This window comes from Pontibaca methylaminivorans, assembly GCF_900156525.1.
GTDB lineage: Bacteria > Pseudomonadota > Alphaproteobacteria > Rhodobacterales > Rhodobacteraceae > Pontibaca > Pontibaca methylaminivorans.
This window is the reverse complement of record NZ_FTPS01000001.1, coordinates 1,255,000-1,275,750: the sequence shown is the minus strand read 5'-3', so window position 1 is coordinate 1,275,750 and position 20,751 is coordinate 1,255,000. Positions and strand designations below refer to the sequence as shown.

The window sequence follows — 20,751 nt, the reverse complement described above, 5'->3', positions numbered from 1 at the left end:
CGAAACCGGCGTTGTGGCTCAGTTGGCCGCGACGGCCGCTGCAACCAGAACCAGAAGAACCAGGGGCAGGATGATGCCGCTCGAAGAGCTCTGGGTGTCCTCGACGATCACCGGCGCTTCAACCACGGGTTCTTCGATATTTCCGGCGACGGCAGTGGACGCGGCACCGGCAAGAGCAGCAGCAAGAACAAGTTTCTTCATTTTTCCCTCCAGAATCTGCGCGAGCCGAATTTTGGCGCCGCACATGCGTAACTTGTAACAAATTTCTAGGCGCCTGCCCGTTAAGATTGCAAATTTTTGTGATCATTGTCCTTTTTCCGCCGAGGAACCGGGCAAATCCGCAACACTTCCCGATTTGCGAATCGTTTTGCGTGTCCTGCGGACAGGTGGTGGCGCGCACTTTGAACGCCGGATACCGGCGCTGTTCCCGGCGATCACCGCCGCACCCGGAAGGGCGGTTCGCCTTGCGCAACATGTCCCTGCCGACCGACGCTGCACGTCCCGGAATTGAGGGAACCGGCCCGCGTCTCCTCTGGTCGGGAAGAGAACGGGACATCGACATGCGGCGCTGCGCCTCCGCTCCGCGATCCACCATCCACTGATTGCTGGGATGACTGGCGACCCCGGCAGGACTCGAACCTGCAACCTGCCCCTTAGGAGGGGGCTGCTCTATCCTGTTGAGCCACGGGGCCGCGCCGACCGTCTCATAGAAGGGATTGGCCGGCTTGTCACCGTTTTCCGCACAGAGTTGATCAGCCCGCCCGGTTCGCGGTAACGTCGTGCCGGCTCGGTCTTGGGGGGAGTGCTGCCAGTGTCGAAAAAGGATAAACGTCCGCTCACGTTGCGGGATGTCTCCGAAGCTTCGGGGGTGTCCGAGATGACGGTGAGCCGGGTGCTGCGCCAGCGCGGTGATGTTTCGGAAGCCACCCGGGCCAAGGTGCTCGAGGCGGCGAGCGAGCTTGGCTATGTGCCGAACCGCATCGCCGGGGCGCTGGCGTCGAGCCGGGTGAACCTGATCGCGGTCATCATCCCGTCGCTGTCGAATCTGGTGTTCCCGGAGGTGCTGAGCGGCATCAACGACGTGCTTGACGAAACCGACCTGCAGCCGGTGGTCGGCGTCACCGGCTACCAGCCCGAACGGGAAGAGCGGGTTCTTTACGAGATGCTCTCGTGGCGGCCGTCGGGCGTCATCATCGCCGGGGTCGAACATTCCGACGCAAGCCGCAACATGCTGACCGCGGCCGGGATCCCGGTGGTCGAGATTATGGATTCCGACGGCAAGCCGATCGACGCCATGGTGGGCATTTCGCAGCGCCGCGCCGGGCGCAAGATGGCCGAAGCGATCCTGCGTTTCGGCTATCGCCATGTCGGATTCATGGGCACGCAACTGGCGCTCGATCACCGCGCGCGCAAGCGGTTCGAGGGGTTCACCCAGGCGCTGGCCCGCGAAGGGGTCGAGATCGAGGACCGCGAATTCTATTCCGGCGGCTCGGCGCTGGCCAAGGGGCGCGAGATGACGCAGCTCATGCTCGAACGCTCGCCCGAACTGGATTTCCTCTATTATTCAAACGACATGATCGGTGCGGGCGGGCTGCTTTACCTGCTTGAACAGGGCATTGATGTGCCGGGGCAGATCGGGCTTGCGGGTTTCAACGGGCTCGATCTGCTGGAGGGGCTGCCGCGCCGGCTTGCGACCATGGATTCCTGCCGCCGCGAAATCGGCCAGACGGCGGCGCGCATCATTGCCGCAAGGCTGGCCGACCCGCCGCAGGAGGTCGAGAATCACGTGACGCTCGAACCGGTGGTCACCTATGGCGACACGCTGAAACGGCGCTGAGCCCGGGGCAGGCGCCCCGGTTCCGCCGCAACGAGGCGCGCGGCTTTTGCCCCGGCACATGGCGCCGCTGTCGGGATACGCAGGGCCCGGCCTTCGCGGGTGGCCCTTGTCCCTGTCCGCTTCGCGAACTGGAAACGGACAAGGCCCCCGCCGCGCTGGTGCGACGGGGGCCCTCTCTGGACAGTTTCGGCATTCATTCCTTACGGATCGCCTCGACCCGGGGCGCTCAGCCCCTTCGGGTGCCTGTCAGTGGGTGGACCATTCGTCCACTTCGCGCTCGGCGGCGTCGCGGGCCTTGCCGTAACGCTCCTGGATCTTGCCGATCAGCTTTTCGCGGTGACCGTCGATCTGATCCAGGTCGTCATCGGTGAGTTCGCCCCACTTGACCTTTACGTCGCCCTTCATCTGCTTCCACTTTCCCTTGACTTCGTCCCAGTTCATGGCGGTGCTCCTTTTTTGCGTGTCACTCACGACATGTGGTGAGAGATGAACGCCCGAAGGCCCGACAGGTTCCGGGTGCAGGACAGGATGCAGGACAGGGGCGCGTGGACCGGCGCTCAGTAATCCCGCGGTGCCGGCACGACACTCGCGACCTTGAAGCGGACCGCCACCTTGTAGACGCCGTTTTCGCGGGTGATGTTCAGTTCGCCCTCGAGCTGGGAATTGAAGGCGGTGATCAGTTGCCGCCCGAGCCCGCGGTTGCCGGCGGTCTCGGGAGTGGTCATGTCGATCGAGTTGCTGATCACAAGGCAGGCGTGATCGGGTTCGTCGGCATAGATTTCGACCTTGATCCAGGGGGTATCGCCCTCGGGGGCATCGGCGAACTTGATCGCGTTGGTGGTCGCCTCGGACAGCAGCAGCGACAGCGGCACCGCCTGATCGGGGAACAGCGCGACCGGGTTGATCTCGCGGATGATCTGCACCGGCTTGCGGCTGTCGGCGGTCATCTGCTCCATCTCTTCGAGGATCGCGTTCGCGAGGTCGGTGATGTCGAGAGAGTTGAAATTCTGCGCCTCGTACAGCCCCTGATGAACCCGCGCCAGCCCGAGCACCCGCTTCTGCAGCCGCTTCAGGATGCGGATCGTCTCCGGGTCGGAGGTCTTGCGCATCTTCATGTTCATGATCGAGGAAATCAGCTGCAGGTTGTTTTTGACGCGGTGATGGACCTCGCGCAGCAGCACGATTTTCTCGTGCATGGCGTTTTCCATCTCTGCCTCGTCATGCAGCAGGGTTTCGGTCATGGTCAGGAAGGCCGCGTCGATGTCGCGCAGTTCCTGTGGCTTGTCGGGGGCGTGCGACGGTTCCGGCGGGCGCCGGTTCTTGGTGAATTCGAGCATCTCGCGCTGCAGCCGCCGGATGTGGCGGATCACCAGATGTTCGATCGCCGTATAGGCCACGATCAGCGACACGACCCACATCAGGATCGGGAACACCCAGGCCGGCACCGGCATTCCCACCGGCCCGAGCGATGCCGTCGACCCCCCATAGGCGCCGAGCGCATAAAGCGTGCCGGGCAGGATCGGCACCAGCGCAAAGGCGCGGCGTTCGCCCTTGTTGTTGTCGCCGGTAAAGGAAAATGCGTTCTGCCCGACGAAATCCGCAAGCCGGTCGTCCCGGGGGAGCTTTTCCGCAACATCGGCAAGCCCGGTGGTCGAGGTGAGCACCGTGCCCTCGCGGTTGAAGGTGATCAGTTCCACCGGCCCTTCGCCGTCCTCTTCGAGCGAATTGCTGGGCGCCTGCAGGGCGCTCAGCGTGATCGCGAGGCGCAGCGCACCGATCATGCGGTCGCTGCGCGTGACCGGATAGGTCATGATGATGAGCGGTTCTCCGCCGCGGCCACGGAAATCCGCGGTCACATTGCGTTCGGGCTTGTCCCAGAAGGAGGATTCGATCTGGGCGATTCCGCGCATGTCGGGATCGGCCGACGACATGCAGTCGGACCGCTCCCCGGTCCGGCTGAAGGCGAAAAAGACGAATTCCGGATTGCCGGACAGAAAACGCTGCATCAACTGGGTGCAGGTGACCGGGTCATCGGCCATCAGCGCCATGGCCGCGCCGGCATGGGCCATCACCCCGTCGGCGTTCTGCAGCATGGTGCGTTCGTTGCGCACGGCGCTTTCGGTCAGTGCCTGCAGCGCCAGCGCCACGCGCAACTCGGCCTGCTGGCGCACCTCGTGGGTCTGGTAAAGCGCAATCGCGCCGATCGGCAGGAGCGCGACGGTCAGCAGAAGAACCACCCGCGCCCCGAGCGAGCGCAACGCCCGCTTCACCGGGCCCGGATCATAGAGACGACGGGCCATTTGACGTGATCACCGCCATGGTCGCCTCATCGGTCAGCTCCATGGATTCGTCTTCGTTCAGGTCAAGAAGCTGCACCAGACGCGCCCGGCCCCGGTTGGCCCGGCTCTTGACGGTTCCGACCGCGACCTCACACATGCCGGCGGCTTCCTCATAGGAAAATCCGAGCGCCCCGACCAGAACCAGCGCTTCGCGCTGCTCGTCGGGAAGCTGGGCAAAGGCCGCGCGGAAATCCGACATCTGCAGGTTTCCATCATGCGACGGCTTCACGGCAAGACGTTCGGTGAACACGCCGTCCACATCCGCCACCTCGCGCTTCATCTTGCGGCGGTTCGAATAGTAGGTGTTGCGCAGGATGGTGAAAAGCCACGCCCGCAGGTTGGTGCCGGGGCGGAACTTGTCGTCGATGTTGGTCCACGCCTTCACCAGGGTGTCCTGCACCATGTCGTCGGCGGTGGCACGGTTGTGGCTGAGGCTGATGGCAAAGGCTCGCAGGGCGGGAATATGCTCGACGAGTTCATCCTTCGGACTGGGACTGCTCATTTGCGGTCGCCATCCCCGTCCCGATCTGCCCGGCGGTCATGGTCCTGTGCCCGCAACTGTGCCAGGAGCTCCCTGAAGCGTTCGGGAATCTCGTCGTCGAGCACATCCTGATAGGCTCGTCTCAGATTTTCATCGATCTGCATCTTGTTGCTGCTCTTTTTTCTGGTTGCCATCTCTTCCGCCTTGATTGCCGCCACGGTTGCCGCCACCTTGCCAGTGGCTGTATATTCACGTGAAGGCCACGAAATCCACGGGAACTCAACGATACAGGGCACGTTGAGTTCCCCTGGTGTTGAAAATGAGGCAATGGAATGAAGAATGATGCACGGGGTGGCGATCTTGCGACAGAATTGGGGCGACATCTGCCCTATCTGCGCCGGTATGGCCGGGCCCTGACCGGAAGTCAGGAATCGGGCGATGCCTATGCCGCCGCGACGCTCGAGGCGATTCTCGAGGATCCGACCGTGTTCGGAAGCGAAGCCGCCGTGAAGGTCTCGCTGTTCAGGATTTTCCACGGAATCTGGGTAACCACCGGCGCCCCGAGCGGCGAGACGGGCGAAAACCCGATCGAACTGCGGGCGCAGGCGCATCTGGCGCGGCTGACAAGGAACACCCGCGAGGCGCTGCTGCTTCACACGATCGAGGATTTCAGCCACGACGATACCGCGCGGATCATGCAGATCAGCCCCGAAGAGGCCGAATACCTGGTCGATCGCGCCCGCAAGGAAATGAGCGATGCGGTGTCCGGCCGCATCATGATCATCGAGGACGAGGCGATCATCGCCATGGACCTCGAAGCGCTCGTTGCCGACATGGGGCACGAGGTGGTCGGGATCGCCCGCACCCACACCAGCGCGGTCAAGCTGGGCAGCGCCGAGCGGCCCGACCTGATCCTTGCGGATATTCAGCTTGCGGACAATTCCTCGGGCATCGAGGCGGTGCAGGAACTGCTGAAGACCCTGGGCGACGTGCCCGTCATCTTCATCACCGCCTTTCCCGAGCGGCTCCTGACGGGGGAGCGGCCGGAACCGGCCTTCCTGATCTCCAAACCCTACAGCGAGGACCAGGTGCGCTCGGCGGTAAGCCAGGCGATGTTCTTTTCCTCGACCGAGACGCTCAAGACCTGAGCCGGGGCAGGGCACGGCAAAACCGCCCGGCGGGCAAGGCAGAGGGAACCCGAAGGGCGGCTTGCGTGTTGCACATGACATGACCTGATTTCCGTTCACAGCAGCAAAGGATGCAGAGAGATGGCCCGTAGCGAAACCTCGACCTCCGACAGCCCGAGTTCGGAAGAACTCGCCAAGCAGTTGGAAGAGCTGCGCTCCGACATGAACAAGCTCACCAAGACCATGGGAGAGCTTGGCCGTGCCAGCGGTGCCCGGCTGAGCGACGCGGCGCGCGAGAACCTCGACCGTGCCGAGCAGCTTGCCCATAGCGGGATGGAGGCGGCCCGCGCCCGCGCCCATCAGCTCGAGCATCAGGCCAGCGACTTCGTTGCCCAGCAGCCGGCAATGGCGCTGGGCATCGCTGCGGGGCTCGGGTTCCTGGTCGGCCTGATGACGTCGCGTCGCTGATGTTGTTCCGCTCCGTCGAACGAAAGGTGGCGCAGGCGGCACGCCGCTCGGCCCTCGGGGCCGTGGCGGCGATTGCCTTTCTGGTCGGTCTTGCCTTTCTGACCGCGGCCGCATGGATCGCCATGGCCGAGGCGGCAAGCACGCTGGCGGCGGCCCTGCTGATCGGCTTTGCCTATCTCGCGCTCGGGGCGATTCTGATCGCGGCGGCAAGCGCGATGGGATCGCGTCATCACACGCCCCATGTGCCGGAACACGACAGGCCGCCGTCCTATGCGCCCCCGTCCGGTATGCCGCCGCTCGCGCAGGCGTTTCTTTACGGGATGGAGGCCGGCTCCGCGGCCAAGCGGCGTGAGCGCCGGCGCTGATGCGGTTCGGACATCGCTGCGAAAAAAGATAATCCGGTTGTCGGTTGACAACCGGATTTTCGCAGTCAGATCAATCCTCTGTGCCTAGCCCGCGCGCCCCGAGGAACGCGGCCCGGCCAGCAGCCATATTATGAAGCCGACCAGCGGCAGGACGATCACCAGCAACGTCCAGAGCACCTTGGCCCCCGTCGATGCGCTCGAGCCGATGATCGAAACGATTGCCCAGATGTCGAGCGCCAGAATGACGAGCCCGGTTATTCCTGCGTATCCGCCTGTGTTCACCATTGCATTTCTCCTCTTCACCTTCTGTCTCAACCACCCGCCGGCCCGAGGGTTCCGCCAGCCGTCTCCGCATGTCGGGCGCAGCAAGCGGCGGCCCCAGGGGCCGCGCATCCGGGCCTCGCGTGACGCCACGTTTTTGCAGAACCGGTGAAACCTGTTCCCGCCATGCGAGTTGTCCAGACTGCAGCAGCCCGCACCGGGCATGCGGAGGAACATGAGGAGAAAGCCGTGAAGACATTTCTGACCACGACCGCGATGATTGCCTTGCTGACGGGCCCCGTCCTGGCCCAGAGCGAGGTCGACACCACCAGCCCGGCGACCGCCGAATCCGCGAGCGAGGCCGAGGCCGGCATGAACGACCCGGATCAGGCGCTGGGCCTCGCGGGCGTTCGCGGCAGCAAGCTGATCGGTCACAAGGTCTATGCCCGTGAAGGCGGGTTTTCCGACGAGGACGCCGCCACGCTCAGCGCCCGGGACGATCTGACCGAGGCGCCGGACGACTGGCAGGAACTGGGCGATATCGACGACCTTCTGATCACCGCGGAAGGGCACGTCGACGGAGTCGTGATCGACGTCGGCGGGTTTTTCGACCTTGGCGATCATGACGTTCGCGTGGCCATGGAGGATCTGAGCCTTGTGCGCGACAGCGACAGCGAGGACGATTTCTTCGTCGTCTATCGCGCCGATCCGGCACCGCTGTCCGAAAGCAGGAAGGTCGACTGGGATCAGGTCTTCAGCGAGAACGGCCGGACCGAAGAGGGGCTCCAGGAGGCTGACATCGCTGATTACGAGGCCAGCGACATCGAGGGCGCGCCGGTCTATGGCCCCGACGAGGACAAGATAGGCGATGTGAAGGATCTCGTTCTGGACGAGGAGGGCGGCATCAAGACGGTGGTCGTGGATGTCGGCGGATTCCTCGGCATCGGTGCCAAGCCGGTGGCGCTCGACATTGACCAGATCCGCCTGATGACGAGCGTCGAGGACCAGAACGACAACACGCCGCGCCTTTATGTGGACATGACCAGGGATCAGCTCGAGGAACTGCCCGAATACCAGGAATAAGAGGCGGTCGGCCGGCAGGTCGCTGTCCTGTTGCCCGGAAAGGGGCCGCATCGGCGGCCCCTTTTTCGTTTGGCATCCGTGGCGGAATGGTTGCGATTCCCGCACAAGGGGGCGGATTTCCGGTTGGCAGCGGGGAGATCGCGTGCCTAGACTGTTCCATGATCGGGGCTCGCGCATATGATCCGGCCGCAAGGCTGCCCGACTGGCGCCCGCCGCCGCGCCCGGCGCACGGGGTGCTGGAGGGCGCCCATGTGCGGCTCGAGCCCCTCTCGGCCGGGGCGCATGCCGGGGCGCTGTTCCGCGCCTGGCGCGGGCATGACAACCTCTGGACCTACATGGGCTATGGCCCGTTCGCGACCGAAGAGGATTATCGCGGCTGGACCGAAGCCATGAGCAGTCGCGATGATCCGCTGTTCTTTGCCCTGCGCATCGTTGGGGGCGACGAAGACGGTGGCGGCGGGGGCGCGATCGCGGGAATCGCGAGCTATCTGCGGATCAAGCCCGAGGCCGGCTCGATCGAGATCGGGCATCTCTGCTTTGCGCCGCCGCTGCAGCGCACGCCCGCCGCGACCGAGGCGCTTTCCATGATGATGCGAGAGGCGTTCGCCGCGGGCTACCGGCGCTGCGAATGGAAATGCGATGCGCTGAACATCGCCTCGCGCCGGGCGGCGCAGCGGCTCGGGTTCAGTCATGAGGGCGTGTTCCGGCAGGCCATGGTGGTCAAGGGCCGCAATCGCGACACCGCGTGGTTCTCGGTGATCGACAGCGAATGGCCGGCGCTTGCCGCCGCGCACCGGCACTGGCTCGACCCCGCGAATTTCGATCGCGGACGCCAGCGCGAGGCCCTTTCCGGGCTGACGGCGCCCCTGCTTGCGGCGCGCGATCCCGCCCTGTCCTGACTGGCGTGCGGTCAGCTATCTTCCGATCCGCGCCCGGCCCCGACAGCGGGCCGTTTGCCCGCACTCGCCTGCCCCGGCGCCTGCGCCTGCCTGATTGCCGGCGGCAGGCCGGCGTCGCGCCGGGCCCGGCCGGCCTGCAGGCGCAGCACGATCGCAAGGCTGAGCCCGGCCAGAAGGAACATCTCGGCCATGATCACAGCATCGATCCGCGGTCGCGCAGGCGCTCCTGCACCAGCCCGGCGACCCGCGCCGTTCCCGAGGCCGCCGGCCCGCCGCTTGCGCGGATGCGGGCGAGTTCACTCGCCGCCTCGGCCAGCGCCGCGTCATCGGCAATGCGCGCCACGCCGGCAAGGAACTGCGCCACGTAGTCAAGCATCACCTCGTCGGTGCTCTCGCACAGGATCTCGGCCGCCTGCAGCATGTCGTCGAGATAGGCGAGCGGATCGGGCTCCACCGGATTGTCGATATGCGTCCGGTCCGGTGCGGCGGCCGCCACCCGCCCGGGCGCGGCATGGGCAAGGATCGCCTCCTGGAAGCGGTGCAGGGAGGTGACGGGTTTCGGCAGGAACCCGTCCGCGCCGGCGGCCATGACGGCGGCCTCGGCGGCGGGATCGCCGGATGTGCCGAGAATCACCCGGATGCGCGGCACGGCCGCCGCCGCCTCGGCGATCAGGTCGAGCCCCGAGCCGTCCGGCAGGCCGAGATCGACCACCAGAACCGAGGGGCGATAGGTCTTGAGGTGGCGCCGCGCCGCCGCAAGGCGGTCCGCACGGCGGATTCTGGCGCCGCTGCGCAGGCAGAGCATCCGCATGGCGTCGCTGGCAAAACGGCTGTCCTCGACCACGAGAACGGTCAGCCCCAGCAGCGGCAGCTGGCCGGGGGCGGCGGTCAGGTTGACGGCACAGGCATTCGAATCATCCATGACGTTTCCTTCGTGAGCAGATGAAGAAAGCGTAGAAAGAGCGTGCTAATACCGGGTAAACGCCGCCGCGGCCCCTTGCCCTTTGCGGGCCCGGCTCGCATAACCGGCCCTTGCATGTCCGAAAGGAGAAACAGATGATCGGTCGCCTGAACCACGTCGCCATCGCCGTGCCCGACCTCGACGCCGCCTGCGCCCGCTATCGGGATGCGCTGGGCGCAAATGTCGGTGCGCCGCAGGAAGAGCCCGATCATGGCGTGACGGCGGTTTTCATCGAACTGCCGAATACCAAGATCGAGCTTCTGCATCCTCTGGGTGAAAACAGCCCGATTGCCGGATTCCTGGAAAAGAACCCGTCGGGCGGGATGCACCATGTCTGTTACGAGGTCGAGGACATCCTCGCCGCGCGCGACCAGCTCAAGGCCGCCGGGGCGCGTGTGCTCGGCAGCGGCGAGCCGAAGATCGGCGCCCATGGAAAGCCGGTGCTGTTCCTTCATCCGAAGGATTTCAACGGCTGCCTGATCGAACTGGAACAAGCCTGAGGCAATGTCATGAGCCTTGCAGCCGCCGTGGTCATGCTGGTCATGATCTGGTCCCTGGTCTTTTTCATCCTCCTCCCGCTTCGGCTGCAGACGCAGGGCGAAAGCGGAAAGGTCGAGGAAGGCACCCATTCCAGCGCCCCCGAGGTGCACCATCTGAAGAAAAAGGCGCTGATCACCACCGCCGTCGCGCTGGTGATATGGGGAATCGTCGTCGCGGTGATCCTGCTCGACGTCTTTGCGATCAGCGATTTCGACATCTTCCACCGCATGGGGCCGACCGGCGGTTTTCACTGATCCGGGCCCGGGCCCGGGCGCGTGCCCTGCAGGCCGTGGAAGATATGGGTGAACACCGCCGCGCCGAGAATCGGCACCACGAGGTTTATCACCGGTATCGTCAGCGGTATCGCCATGAGCAGCCCGGCGAGCCAGATCAGGGCGGCATGTTCGGCCCGCAGGCGCCGGGCCTCGGCGCGCCCGATGCGGCGCATGGCGACGAGCGTGAAATATTCACGCCCCAGCAGATAGCCGTTCACGCCCCAGAACACCGCCGCCCAGGCCGGCGGAAACACCAGGAACAGCGCACCGGCCACGACGAGCGCAAGCAGGTTCGCCGCCACGAGCACTCCGAAAAAGCCGAGCGCGTCGCGGATTTCCTCGGTGATCGGCACGCCGGGGGCCGGGGGCAGCGCCGGGTAATGGCGGTCCTCAACCGCCTGCGCGATGTCGTCCAGCAGGAACGAAATCACCGCCGAGGCGACCGGCACCATGAGAAACACCGAAAGCACGATCATGAGCGCAAGCGATGACCAGCCGAGCGCATCGCCAAGCCATGGCAGAGGTCCGATCAGCGGCAGGCTGGCATCACTCCCGACCAGCCAGCGCACGAGCCAGAGCACCGCGACCTGCGCCGCGAACAGGGCGGCGAGCGTGATCCCGATGCCAAGCCAGAACACCCGGCGGAACCGGCGGTCGCCAAGCTGCGCGAGCGCCCGCAGAAAGGCGCGGGCGATCATTCATCGACCCAGCGGGTGATTTCGGAAATATCGGGTCGGGAACGCTCGGGCGGCACGCTTCCCGCGGTGCCGATATGGATGAAGCCGGCGATGCTTTCGTTCGGCGCAAGGCCGAGCGCGTCGCGCCCGAAATCGGCGTCATGGGCCGCCCAGCCGGTCAGCCAGTTCGCGCCCCAGCCCGCCGCAAGCGCCGCGTTCAGCAGTGACAGACACACCGCCGAGGCGGAGCGGGTCTGTTCGACCGGGGGAATCTTTTCCGAGTCGCGCTGGACCTCGATCACCGCCACCGCAAGATTGCCCTCGTCGAACTGGCGCCGGCCCTTGTCGATCCGGCCCGGGTCGAGCCCGAGCGATTCGCCGCGGTCCTGCACCGCACGGGCAAGCCGGGGAAGGGCGCCGCCCTGCAGCACGATGAAACGCCAGGGAACCAGCATGCCGTGATCGGGGCTGCGCACGGCGGCGGTCAGGATCATTTCGAGCGCGGCGCGGTCCGGCACCGGCAGCGACAGGCTTCGCACCGGACGCGACCGCCGGGTCAGGAGGAACTCCAACGCCTCCGGATTGAGGGCGGTGGTGCGGGCCGGGCCGTTGCCGGGATCACTGGATGTCATCGTGCGAACCTCTCGTTGCTGTCCGGCGCTATTTCGGCCCCAGAGCGCCGGGAATCAAGGCGCGGGCCTTGTGCGACGTCGTTGCCGCCGGAAATGCGGGCGCTGCGACAGGGCTGGCGGCGCGCGGCACGCTCTGGCAGGGTCGGGCCATGGCACGGGCAAAACTGCGGGATGTTCCCGACCTTTCCGATCTGGCGCGGCCGGGCGCCGAGATCGCCGTTCGCGTGACACCGGGCGCGCGGCAGGCCGCGGTCACGCGCGAGGGCGGCCTTGTGCGCATAGCGGTGACGGTTCCGCCGGCGGACGGGGCGGCGAATGCGGCGGTGCTGCGCCTGCTGGCGCAGGCCATGGGGGTTGCCCCCTCCTGCCTTGAAATCCGGCGCGGGCACCGGGGACGCGACAAGGTGATTTCATACTCGGGATGAATGCCTAGCCAGGCGGTTTTCCCGACGGCCCCTTCGCGGCGGGCGCCTCCAGATGATAGACGCCCTCGGGCAGGTCGATCGCCGCGGCCAGATCCCGCAACTGCGCCGGCGAGATCGTGACCGTTACCATGGCCCGGCGCTCGGGGTCGAACTGGCGCAGCGTGACGCGGTCGGCGAATGCGTCGATCACCACGTCCTCCTGCAGCGGCGGCGGGCCTTCGTCCACCAGCGTGATCACCGTCGCCTCGAATTCGTGCTCGATGCTGAACATGGGAGTCATGCTGCGCCCGCCCGGGGCATGTTGCAAGCGTGATCCTGCGCGCCGGCGGACCCCGCGCATTGCCGGCTGGCGCGGCGCGGCGGCTGTGCTAATGTCCCGCGACGGACGCGCTGGCGTCCGGGTCCACGATAGGGATTCATCATGCGCTTGACAGGAGTGCTCGCGGCCATGGTCGCGGTTCTCGCTCTCGCGGGCTGCGATATCGACATGGCGACCGCGCCGCCCGTGCCGGCGCCGGGAAGTGCCGCGCAGCCCCGGCTTCCGACGCCCGAACAGGCGGCACGGAACTTTTCGACCGTGGTCGAGCGCGTGCGCCCCGTGGCCGAACAGGAATGCCGGCGCCGGTCGCCCGATCTGAACTGCAACTTCGTCATCCGGGTCGATCCCGATCCGCGCCAGCCCCCGAACGCCTATCAGAGCCGCGCCACCGATGGCCGCCCGGTGCTGACCTTTACCGTCGCCATGGTCGGGGATGTGGCGAACGAGGACGAGCTTGCCTTCGTCATGGGGCACGAGGCGGCGCATCATATTTCGCACCACCTTGACCGCCAGCAGGTGAATGCCTCGCTCGGGGCCGAGATTTTCGGCGGGCTCGCGAGCCTGACCGGAGGCGGTTCGCAGGCGGTCGAGACGGCGGCACGGCTGGGCGCCGGTATCGGCGCGCGGAGCTATTCCAAGGATTTCGAGCTGGAGGCCGACCGGCTCGGCACCATCATCACCTGGCGCGCCGGTTATGATCCGCTGGTCGGCGCCGAATATTTCAGCCGCATCAGCGATCCGGGCGACCGGTTCCTCGGCACCCATCCGCCCAACAGCGCGAGGGTGGACATCGTGCGCCGCACCGTGGCCGACCTCAGACGCTGAGCCCGCCCCGGGCAGCCCAGCCGTTGCCATGGTGGGATGCCACAGGCCAGCCGCATAAGCAAAAAGCTCATGCGGCCGGTGATCTACCTGTGGAGGGAAGTAAATCGACGTGATCTGACGGAGGAAACAAACAAAGGGGAACTTCTTACCACCCTCCGCCATTGCTTCATGTTACCCAGTGCAACATCGCCGAGTCCAGTCACAACGTGAGACGGTGCTCCGGTCACGTAAGCACAACCGGAGGGCATAGGCGGGTATCCGCCTTTGCCGGGCTGTCCTGCATATGCATGGGGCATTTTCCGCCAGAGCCCGGTCGGAACTGCCTGTTTTTCAGGCGCATTCCACACGGCCCTCGGGGCGATCTGTCAGGCGGTCAACCGGCCCCAGAGATCGTAATCGCCGGCTTCGTCCACCGTCACCCGGACGATGTCGCCGGGGACAAGGTGCTCGAAGCCCTCGTCGATGAACAGATTGCCGTCGATCTCCGGGGCATCGGCCATGGTGCGGCAGGTCGCTCCCTCGCTGTCCACCGCATCGACGATCACCTCGAGGCTGCGCCCGACCCGCGCGGCAAGCCGCGCTTCGGAGATCGCCCGGGCGCGGGTCATGAACCGTTCCCAGCGCTCCTGCTTGACCTCTTCCGGCACCTGCCCGGGCAGCGCGTTCGAGCGCGCGCCGGCGACGTTTTCATAGCGGAAACAACCCACGCGGTCGAGCTGCGCCTCGGAAAGCCAGTCGAGCAGGGTCTGGAACTCTTCTTCGGTTTCGCCCGGATAGCCGACGATGAAGGTGCTGCGCAGGGTGATCTCGGGGCAGATCGCGCGCCAAGCGGCGATTTCATCGAGCGTGCGTGCCGCCGCCGCCGGCCGCGCCATGCGCCGCAACGTGTCGGGATGCGCGTGCTGGAACGGAATGTCGAGATAAGGAAGCAGCCCGTTGTCTGGATCTGCCATCAGCGGCACGAGATCGCGCACGAACGGGTAGGGATAGACATAATGAAGCCGCACCCATGCCCCCATTGTGCTAAGATCGCGGGCCAGCGCAAGAATGGGGAATTTCTCGTCGCGATCCTTGCGGTCGGTGCCATAGGCCGAGGTATCCTGCGAGATCACCAGCAATTCGCGCACGCCGCTTTCGACCAGCTTTTCGGCCTCGCGCAGCACGGCGCGTTCCGGGCGGCTCGCAAGCGGGCCGCGCATTGCGGGAATGATGCAGAAGCGGCACTTGTGATTGCAGCCTTCGGAAATCTTCAGATAGCTGTAATGGCGCGGCGTGAGCCTGACTCCGGCCGCCGGCAGAAGGTCGATGAAGGGGTCGGGGTCCGGCGGCACCACGGCGTGAACCGCGTCCAGCACCTGTTCGTATTGATGCGGCCCCGTCACGGCGAGGATGCGCGGGTGATGCGCGCGGATGTAATCCGGCTCCGCGCCCAGGCAGCCGGTCACGATCACGCGCCCGTTCTCGGCCAGCGCCTCGCCGATCGCGTCGAGCGATTCGGCCTTGGCGCTGTCGAGAAAACCGCAGGTGTTCACGATCACCGCGTCGGCGCCGCCGTAGTCTGACGAGATGCCGTAGCCCTCGGCCCGCAGCCGGGTCAGGATGCGTTCGCTGTCCACCAGCGCCTTGGGGCAGCCGAGCGAGACCATGCCGATCCTCGGCTGGCCCGGGCGCCCGGTGCGGAGGGATTTCGGCCTCGGCGCAAGGTCCGGGCGCTCGGCGGCGGGGTTCATGCTCATGGCGCTGCATATAAACCCCGCCATGGCACCCGCAAGCGTTTTGCGCATTTGTAGAACGTTATGAAGTCTTGCTCCGCACTCCGTCGGAACATGATGGGTGCGTTTTCGCCCTGCGCGGCTACATCTGGATGGATGCCAGCATATCGCGACCGACGCCGCGGATCGGTGGTCCGGGGCCACGTGCGCAGGGCCGCGCCTTCCACCCACATGAGAGGGGCTGAGGGTGGCCCCTCTCGGTCCATATTCCACCGGTCACGAGGCTGGCTTTGTCACCCGGATTCAGCGCCACTGCTTTTCTTCAAGCGACCATTTCTGACCGGGTAGGGGGCCATCCTTGATGAAGGCATCCACCACATTGCGCAACAGTTTCGAGGCTGTTCCCTCGAACCCCTTCGCGGGAAGCGCCTGTCCGAAGGCGATCGAGCCTGTACTGAACACTGCGCCGTGATTCCAACTGGTGTAGAAGATCATATCCGCCCGGATACGATAATCCAGCGTCCCGACCATCCCGGCATAAGCATAGAGGATCTCTTCGGTCGCAAGCACATAGTTGTCGGTATGCCCGCCCGATGACGCGATGATCTTGGTATGTGGGGGCGTGCCTAGGGACAGGTCATAGCGATCGACCTCCACCCCCGCGGCGGCGCCATAGGCCAGCCCCTCGTCGCCGATCAGTTCGCCGTCAATGCCCTCGGTGATCCAGGACACGGTGCGATGCCAGGAGTCAGGCATTCGGCGATAGGCTTCGCAGGTCTCGAACCCTTCGGCGATCATTCCGACGCCCAGCAGCTTTTGCGGCGCGCGACCCCGGTTGCGCCAAAGGCCGCTCTTTTCGCCGGTGGTTTGCAGATAATGCTCGCCCGGTTTTGCCGCCCAGGCCCGCATTCCGCTATCGAGCTTGCGCACCTCCATCACGGCATCTTCCTCGGGGTCGAAATTCACGCACCAGTAATAGCCGTTGCCGCCGGTATAGATCAGCCGCCCGCCCTGCGCGACGAAATCCTCCTGGGCATCGAGCATCCTTTCCGAGACGTATTCCGGATGAGTGCCGGTCAGCACGCATTTGTAAGGTGCCAGTGCTTCGACTCCCTCGCGATGGACGTCGAGGTCCGAAATGAAGTCGCAGTCGTAATTGAAATGCTCAAGCCAGGCGACGATCGACAGATCCGCCGGAAACTGCCAGGGCACGCCCATCCACGAATTGCGGAACTTCGGCCGCATGTTGATGAGCGGCCGCTTTAACGAACTGAAGCAGACCCCGGCACCGTCCTCGAAATGGTTGTAGGTCGACAATCCGTATTCGCGATGCTCATAGGTCTCGATCTCGACATCCGAGATGATCGGTGGCTGGCCCGTCATCGGTTGCACGATCTGGGCGTCGAAGCTGAGCGTCTCGTTACCATAGGCGAGATAGCTTGCCAGCGGCACGAGAAAGGCAAGCCTGGCCTTTGGTTGCGCGGGGCGCACGATAAAGACGATGTATTCCTCGGCAATGCCCCGGCCCGGACCGACACGCAGCCGGATCGCATAGGCGCCGCTCTTCAATCCATGCGGGATCTCGATCGTCCGGGTCTCATCCCAAGCGCAATCGGTGATTGCGTCGGGGTGGAACTCGATCCCGCCGAATTCGTCAGGTGCAAGACGGAAACAGTCGTTCTTGCCGTTCCAGTTCCAGCCCGTCATGCCGCGGATCGGATGGTTCACGCCGCGGGTATGCAGCTTCCATGGTCCGGTTTCAGCCACGTCATGGCCGATGCCGTTCTCGGTATAGCCGGCCGCCGTGTCCCAATAGGCCAGCAGTCCGCCTGGTTCGGGCGCTTCGCCCTTGCGCACCCGGTCCATCGCCTCGCGCGGCAGGACCGCATCGGTGATGAACGGCCGGTCGATCTTGCCCGCGTAAAGATCCGAGACGAAATCGCCGCGCAGGACATGATTGTCACGTGCGCCGCCGATCAGGAAGGGGATGTCGGGTCGGTTATACTGGCGAAAACGCAGCCTCGTTCGAACATGGCTGGCATAATCATAGGGCACCGCCGGACCGATTAGCGAATTATAGCGGTTCAGTACACTTTCCTGGTAAAGTGTTGTGGTGCCAGTTCCTGCGTCGAAGCTCACGCCCACCGCATACCAGACATGTTTCAACAGTGGCATTTCCGCGGTGACATAATCGACCTCCTTGCCGTCACCGACCCAGAACTGCAAATAACCTTCCGGGTTGATGCCCAAGGCGAAACCTTCATTGGTGCAGGTGTCCCAGCGGCCCATGATCGTCTGGCGCACGCCATTTTGCGGCATCGACGGCCAGATGAAGGCCATCATCGACAGCGAACCGTCGACCTTGAGCCGGTTCTCGGGATCGTCCACCTTGAGGAAATTGCCAAGCTGCGTGAACTGTTTCTTCACCTGCCAGGAACCGTTCGCCGGATGGGCAATTTCTTCCTCGATATAGCCGGGACCATCGTCGCGGTTGTCGTCTCCGTGGATGAGGCGCACCAGCTGAGCCTCGGCGATGTCCGAGCCATCGCAGTTCACATAGAACCTGATCTGCTCGCCTTCCTTGACCGAGAACCGGTCAGCATATCCGAAGATCTTCTGTTCAGCCATCGTTATTTTCCATCAAGTCTTTGATTTTACGTAAAAATATTCCATGGAAGCCGGCAAGCTGGTCGGGGAAGTCGGTGGGGTCGACCTCGACGGGGGCATGGCCCGGCCGCGGAATCGTGGTGATGCGAAAGGTGCTGCTGGTCGTGCGGCGCAGTGCGTACTGTTTCTCGATCGGAAGGTTCTTGAAATAGAACAGCAGTCGACCAAGCGGTTCGCTGCGGTGTTGCGCATGCGGATTGCGACGGTGTTCCGCGATGACCTCATCGTTGATCACATGCTTCAGGTATTGCCGCGTCCTGGCGTCGAAATAGGCCCGTACGTCGGCCCCGGCATCGCGGGGGATGATTGGCATGTCGTCCATATCAGCTCTCCAGCAGGTCATGCACGCGGCGCATGAAGATGGCGTGGTAGCCGTCGCCGATGCTGTCGTATTCGCGATCCTCGACGACCCGGGGCGAAACCCCACGTTCGCCGGAGAAGGCGATGATCTTGAACTTGCCCGTCGCGCTATTGCGGTGAAGCGCGTATTTGTCGTCCATCGGTGCACGGCGGAAATACATCAGCAGTCGTTCCAGCGCCGCGCTGTGCTGCCCCAGGGGCTGACGGCGGTGTTCCTCGATGATTTCGGGGCAAATCAGCGTCTTCAGGTAATCGCGCTGCATCTTGTCGAAGCGCAGGAAGTAGAGCACGTCCTTGTCGTCCTGCTCGGTCGCTTCTTCGGGCAGGGCCTCACCGCCCTTTTCCGTGCGCATGGAGCGCCATTCGCCGCGTTTCTTGTCACGCCAGGCATTGAACTGCTTCTTGATTCCGAAGTAGCCGGTGTTGAGGAACAATACGACAGCCAGCATGATGATGCCGATCAGGAACATCCGCGTCGGTCCCCAGCTGATCAGCACCCGATCCAGGAAGGTCACGACCAGTGTGCCGAGGATTGCGCCCTCCGCCTTGCCGATACCGCCGATCGTTACCATCGCAAGACCGAGGAGCACGGTCTCGAAGCTGAAGATCGAGAAGGCCGTGCCGCCATAGAGCGTGGCATAGAAGCCGCCGATGAAGCCGAGCGCTGCCGAGGTGACGACGAAGATCGTGATCCGTGCCGTGCGGTAGTCGACTCCGCAGGTAGCGGCGAATGCCTCGCGCTTTTCAGGCGCCATCCGCAGGATCCGCCCGAGCCGCTTGCCATTGATGAAGCGGAACAGGAACAGGGCCGCGATCAGCAAGCCGAAGGCGCTGTAATAGGATAGCAGTGATTGTGCCGCTGGCGACCACGAGGCGGGCAGGAACGAGTCCGCTCCGTAAAGTCCCCCCGACGCCGAGCCGAATTGTTTCGACGTGGTGAAGAACACCCGGCACAGTTCATTCAGGCCAAGCGTCAGCAGCGCATAGTAGAATCCGTCAAGCCGAAGTGCTGGAATTGCGATCAGCCCACCCATGGCGAGACCCAGGAACCCGCCGAGAATCGGCAGGGTGAACCAGGGGAGGCCGATCTGGATCGAAGCGTAGGTGGTGACGAAAGCCGAGACGCCCACCACGGCATAGGTCGCGAGGCTGAAGATGCTGGCAGTGCCGAGGATCAGCGTCCAGCAGACGTTGACGGCAGCGAAAATGCAGAAGATCGTGCCCGCCGACAGCAGCGTGTTGTACATGGCGCCGGGGAACAGGAACGGCCCCAGGGCAATCAGCAGCAGGCACAGTGCCCAGTAGACTGGTCGCCGGTCGAGGATCTTCTTTTCGGCTGCAAGTGTCTTGCGGTTATAGATGCCCCTGACGTGCAGCAGGTTGCGCCGCGTCGGCCACCAGCGCAGCCGGTCCCAGATTTTCTGGCCGTGGTTTGGCCAGATGATGTAGTGCTTGAGCCGGCCGACCTTGTAGGTCTTTGCCTTGTATTCGGTATTGGCATCCCAAACCTCGCTGCAGTCGGGAGCTGCAATGGTGGGGATATCGGTGGTCTTCGCGCCCCAAGGGGTAAGCGGGTTGTGCCAGTTGATCTGGGTAAGGGATGGTCTGGTCATTGTTCACGAGCCTTGTCCAGCAGTCCCGAGATGCCGCGCGGCCGGATGATCAGGATCAGGATGATGACGAGGAACTGGGTAATGAGGACATATTGTCCGCCGAGATAGCGCGAGGTCGTGGCCTCGGTCAGGCCCAGGAGGACGGCGGCGATCACCGCGCCCTGCACCGAGCCAAGGCCGCCGCACAGCGCGATCGAAACGCCCTTGATCAGTGGCGTCAGTCCACTGAAGGGGGCAATGTAATAGGTCTGCGACAGGAGCACCGCGGCAAGCCCCGCCATCGCTCCCGTCATCGCCATGACATAGATCCCGGTCGAGCGGATGCCGATGCCGACGATCGAGGCCGCGTGCGGGTTCATCATCATCGCCCGGATCTCCAGTCCGCGCCGTGATCCGCGCATCCACATCACGACGAAGCCCAGCATCAGGATCGAGCAGATCACGATGCCGATCTTGTCCGACGTCAGAATGACGCCACCGATATCGACCTGCCAGAAACCGAAGATCTCGGGCAGGGATTTCGCCCGCGGGCCGAACTGCATTAGCAGTGCCTGCGAACCGATAAGCGAGATCGCCAAGGTGCCGATCATCCCGCGCGTGGTGAAATTCGGCTTGTCGTGCAGCGGGATGAAGACCAGGAGGCAGATCAGGATCCCCCCAAGAGCGCCGCCGAGGATTCCCGCTGCCGCAACGACGGGCGACCAATCCGAGACGTTCTGCGCCGTCAGCCATGCACAATAGCCGGCGAAGGAAAAGACGAAGCCATAGCCGAGATTGATCAACCCCAGGCTCGACCAGGTGATCGAGACCGCGACGGCTATCAAACCGTAGATCGAGGCCACTACGATTGCGTTGGTCAGGATGAAGCTCAGTTCCATGTCCGTC

The 20,751-nt window shown here is 64.4% G+C and carries 26 protein-coding genes and 1 tRNA gene; 10 read left to right on the top strand and 17 right to left on the bottom strand.

Features of this window, described 5'->3' with window-relative positions:
• Positions 1 to 18: 18 nt before the first annotated feature.
• Both B0B01_RS06315 and B0B01_RS06310 read right to left on the bottom strand, forming a co-directional pair.
• The gene (locus B0B01_RS06315) at positions 19 to 201 is read right to left on the bottom strand and encodes a hypothetical protein (RefSeq protein ID WP_076650087.1); all 183 of its coding nucleotides are present in this window, start codon (positions 199 to 201) and stop codon (positions 19 to 21) included.
• A 414-nt stretch (positions 202 to 615) separates the two neighbouring features.
• Positions 616 to 692, bottom strand: a tRNA-Arg gene (locus tag B0B01_RS06310).
• A gap of 119 nt (positions 693 to 811) precedes the next feature.
• On the opposite strand from B0B01_RS06310, the gene B0B01_RS06305 reads away from it, so the two are divergent.
• Positions 812 to 1,837, top strand: coding sequence for a LacI family DNA-binding transcriptional regulator (locus B0B01_RS06305; RefSeq protein WP_076648758.1), 1,026 nt, complete (start codon positions 812 to 814; stop codon positions 1,835 to 1,837).
• Positions 1,838 to 2,083: 246 nt separating this feature from the next.
• Here B0B01_RS06305 and B0B01_RS06300 read toward each other — a convergent pair whose 3' ends face one another.
• The 4 genes from B0B01_RS06300 to B0B01_RS13540 form a co-directional block, all read right to left on the bottom strand.
• Positions 2,084 to 2,278 carry a CsbD family protein gene (locus B0B01_RS06300; protein WP_076648756.1) on the bottom strand — a complete coding sequence of 65 codons (195 nt, stop codon included), beginning with the start codon at positions 2,276 to 2,278 and terminating at the stop codon, positions 2,084 to 2,086.
• 116 nt (positions 2,279 to 2,394) lie between these two features.
• Positions 2,395 to 4,137, bottom strand: a complete 1,743-nt coding sequence (locus tag B0B01_RS06295) for a sensor histidine kinase (RefSeq protein WP_076648754.1) — start codon at positions 4,135 to 4,137, stop codon at positions 2,395 to 2,397.
• A complete protein-coding gene (locus tag B0B01_RS06290; protein ID WP_076648752.1) occupies positions 4,118 to 4,678 on the bottom strand; it encodes an RNA polymerase sigma factor in 561 nt (186 codons plus the stop codon). The genes B0B01_RS06295 and B0B01_RS06290 overlap by 20 nt, the downstream gene beginning before the upstream one ends.
• Entirely contained in the window at positions 4,675 to 4,953 is a 279-nt protein-coding gene (locus B0B01_RS13540; RefSeq protein WP_327082983.1) for a NepR family anti-sigma factor, read from the bottom strand. The genes B0B01_RS06290 and B0B01_RS13540 overlap by 4 nt, the downstream gene beginning before the upstream one ends.
• 36 nt (positions 4,954 to 4,989) lie before the next feature.
• Between B0B01_RS13540 and B0B01_RS06280 the strand changes: the two genes are divergently transcribed.
• From B0B01_RS06280 to B0B01_RS06270, 3 genes are all read left to right on the top strand, one after another.
• Positions 4,990 to 5,805, top strand: a complete 816-nt coding sequence (locus B0B01_RS06280; protein ID WP_076648748.1) for a response regulator — start codon at positions 4,990 to 4,992, stop codon at positions 5,803 to 5,805.
• Between the two features lie 120 nt (positions 5,806 to 5,925).
• Positions 5,926 to 6,252 (top strand): ElaB/YgaM/YqjD family protein, encoded by a 327-nt coding sequence (locus B0B01_RS06275; RefSeq protein ID WP_076648746.1) that lies wholly within the window; start codon positions 5,926 to 5,928, stop codon positions 6,250 to 6,252.
• A complete protein-coding gene (locus B0B01_RS06270) occupies positions 6,252 to 6,617 on the top strand; it encodes a phage holin family protein (RefSeq protein WP_076648744.1) in 366 nt (121 codons plus the stop codon). The genes B0B01_RS06275 and B0B01_RS06270 overlap by 1 nt, the downstream gene beginning before the upstream one ends.
• A gap of 84 nt (positions 6,618 to 6,701) precedes the next feature.
• Here the strand turns inward: B0B01_RS06270 and B0B01_RS06265 are convergent, their stop codons facing one another.
• Positions 6,702 to 6,902 (bottom strand): PLD nuclease N-terminal domain-containing protein, encoded by a 201-nt coding sequence (locus tag B0B01_RS06265; protein WP_076648742.1) that lies wholly within the window; start codon positions 6,900 to 6,902, stop codon positions 6,702 to 6,704.
• A 225-nt stretch (positions 6,903 to 7,127) separates the two neighbouring features.
• Here B0B01_RS06265 and B0B01_RS06260 point away from each other — a divergent pair, with 225 nt between their 5' ends.
• The gene (locus tag B0B01_RS06260; protein WP_076648740.1) at positions 7,128 to 7,961 is read left to right on the top strand and encodes a PRC-barrel domain-containing protein; all 834 of its coding nucleotides are present in this window, start codon (positions 7,128 to 7,130) and stop codon (positions 7,959 to 7,961) included.
• Positions 7,962 to 8,119: 158 nt separating this feature from the next.
• The gene (locus B0B01_RS06255; RefSeq protein ID WP_076648738.1) at positions 8,120 to 8,860 is read left to right on the top strand and encodes a GNAT family N-acetyltransferase; all 741 of its coding nucleotides are present in this window, start codon (positions 8,120 to 8,122) and stop codon (positions 8,858 to 8,860) included.
• Positions 8,861 to 8,871: 11 nt separating this feature from the next.
• Here B0B01_RS06255 and B0B01_RS06250 read toward each other — a convergent pair whose 3' ends face one another.
• Together B0B01_RS06250 and B0B01_RS06245 are read right to left on the bottom strand one after the other, a co-directional pair.
• Entirely contained in the window at positions 8,872 to 9,051 is a 180-nt protein-coding gene (locus B0B01_RS06250; RefSeq protein WP_076648736.1) for a hypothetical protein, read from the bottom strand.
• Between the two features lie 2 nt (positions 9,052 to 9,053).
• Entirely contained in the window at positions 9,054 to 9,782 is a 729-nt protein-coding gene (locus B0B01_RS06245; protein ID WP_076648734.1) for a response regulator, read from the bottom strand.
• 134 nt (positions 9,783 to 9,916) lie between these two features.
• Here B0B01_RS06245 and mce point away from each other — a divergent pair, with 134 nt between their 5' ends.
• Together mce and B0B01_RS06235 are read left to right on the top strand one after the other, a co-directional pair.
• Positions 9,917 to 10,321 (top strand): methylmalonyl-CoA epimerase, encoded by a 405-nt coding sequence (gene mce, locus B0B01_RS06240; protein WP_076648732.1) that lies wholly within the window; start codon positions 9,917 to 9,919, stop codon positions 10,319 to 10,321.
• 9 nt (positions 10,322 to 10,330) lie between these two features.
• Positions 10,331 to 10,615, top strand: a complete 285-nt coding sequence (locus B0B01_RS06235; RefSeq protein ID WP_076648730.1) for a DUF1467 family protein — start codon at positions 10,331 to 10,333, stop codon at positions 10,613 to 10,615.
• Here the strand turns inward: B0B01_RS06235 and B0B01_RS06230 are convergent.
• On the bottom strand, positions 10,609 to 11,334 hold the full coding sequence (locus B0B01_RS06230; protein ID WP_076648728.1) for an EI24 domain-containing protein: 726 nt from the start codon (positions 11,332 to 11,334) through the stop codon (positions 10,609 to 10,611). The two genes, B0B01_RS06235 and B0B01_RS06230, sit on opposite strands and share 7 nt — an antisense overlap.
• Positions 11,331 to 11,945 (bottom strand): nitroreductase family protein, encoded by a 615-nt coding sequence (locus B0B01_RS06225; protein WP_076648725.1) that lies wholly within the window; start codon positions 11,943 to 11,945, stop codon positions 11,331 to 11,333. Before B0B01_RS06225 ends, B0B01_RS06230 begins: the two co-directional genes overlap by 4 nt.
• 149 nt (positions 11,946 to 12,094) lie before the next feature.
• On the opposite strand from B0B01_RS06225, the gene B0B01_RS06220 reads away from it, so the two are divergent.
• Complete coding sequence (locus tag B0B01_RS06220) at positions 12,095 to 12,370, top strand: DUF167 domain-containing protein (RefSeq protein ID WP_076650086.1); 276 nt, start codon at positions 12,095 to 12,097, stop codon at positions 12,368 to 12,370.
• Between the two features lie 4 nt (positions 12,371 to 12,374).
• Here B0B01_RS06220 and B0B01_RS06215 read toward each other — a convergent pair whose 3' ends face one another.
• The gene (locus B0B01_RS06215; RefSeq protein WP_076648723.1) at positions 12,375 to 12,641 is read right to left on the bottom strand and encodes a hypothetical protein; all 267 of its coding nucleotides are present in this window, start codon (positions 12,639 to 12,641) and stop codon (positions 12,375 to 12,377) included.
• Between the two features lie 150 nt (positions 12,642 to 12,791).
• On the opposite strand from B0B01_RS06215, the gene B0B01_RS06210 reads away from it, so the two are divergent.
• Positions 12,792 to 13,514, top strand: coding sequence for a M48 family metalloprotease (locus B0B01_RS06210; RefSeq protein ID WP_076648721.1), 723 nt, complete (start codon positions 12,792 to 12,794; stop codon positions 13,512 to 13,514).
• Positions 13,515 to 13,879: 365 nt separating this feature from the next.
• Here the strand turns inward: B0B01_RS06210 and rimO are convergent, their stop codons facing one another.
• The 5 genes from rimO to B0B01_RS06185 all read right to left on the bottom strand — a co-directional run bounded on the left by rimO (position 13,880) and on the right by B0B01_RS06185 (position 20,744).
• Positions 13,880 to 15,250, bottom strand: a complete 1,371-nt coding sequence (gene rimO / locus B0B01_RS06205) for a 30S ribosomal protein S12 methylthiotransferase RimO (protein ID WP_076650085.1) — start codon at positions 15,248 to 15,250, stop codon at positions 13,880 to 13,882.
• A gap of 279 nt (positions 15,251 to 15,529) precedes the next feature.
• Complete coding sequence (locus B0B01_RS06200; protein ID WP_076648719.1) at positions 15,530 to 17,854, bottom strand: N,N-dimethylformamidase beta subunit family domain-containing protein; 2,325 nt, start codon at positions 17,852 to 17,854, stop codon at positions 15,530 to 15,532.
• Entirely contained in the window at positions 17,847 to 18,215 is a 369-nt protein-coding gene (locus tag B0B01_RS06195; RefSeq protein WP_076648717.1) for a hypothetical protein, read from the bottom strand. The genes B0B01_RS06200 and B0B01_RS06195 overlap by 8 nt, the downstream gene beginning before the upstream one ends.
• 1 nt (position 18,216) lies before the next feature.
• Positions 18,217 to 19,866 (bottom strand): branched-chain amino acid ABC transporter permease, encoded by a 1,650-nt coding sequence (locus B0B01_RS06190; RefSeq protein ID WP_076648715.1) that lies wholly within the window; start codon positions 19,864 to 19,866, stop codon positions 18,217 to 18,219.
• On the bottom strand, positions 19,863 to 20,744 hold the full coding sequence (locus tag B0B01_RS06185) for a branched-chain amino acid ABC transporter permease (protein ID WP_076648713.1): 882 nt from the start codon (positions 20,742 to 20,744) through the stop codon (positions 19,863 to 19,865). Before B0B01_RS06185 ends, B0B01_RS06190 begins: the two co-directional genes overlap by 4 nt.
• Between the last annotated feature and the right edge of the window lie 7 nt (positions 20,745 to 20,751).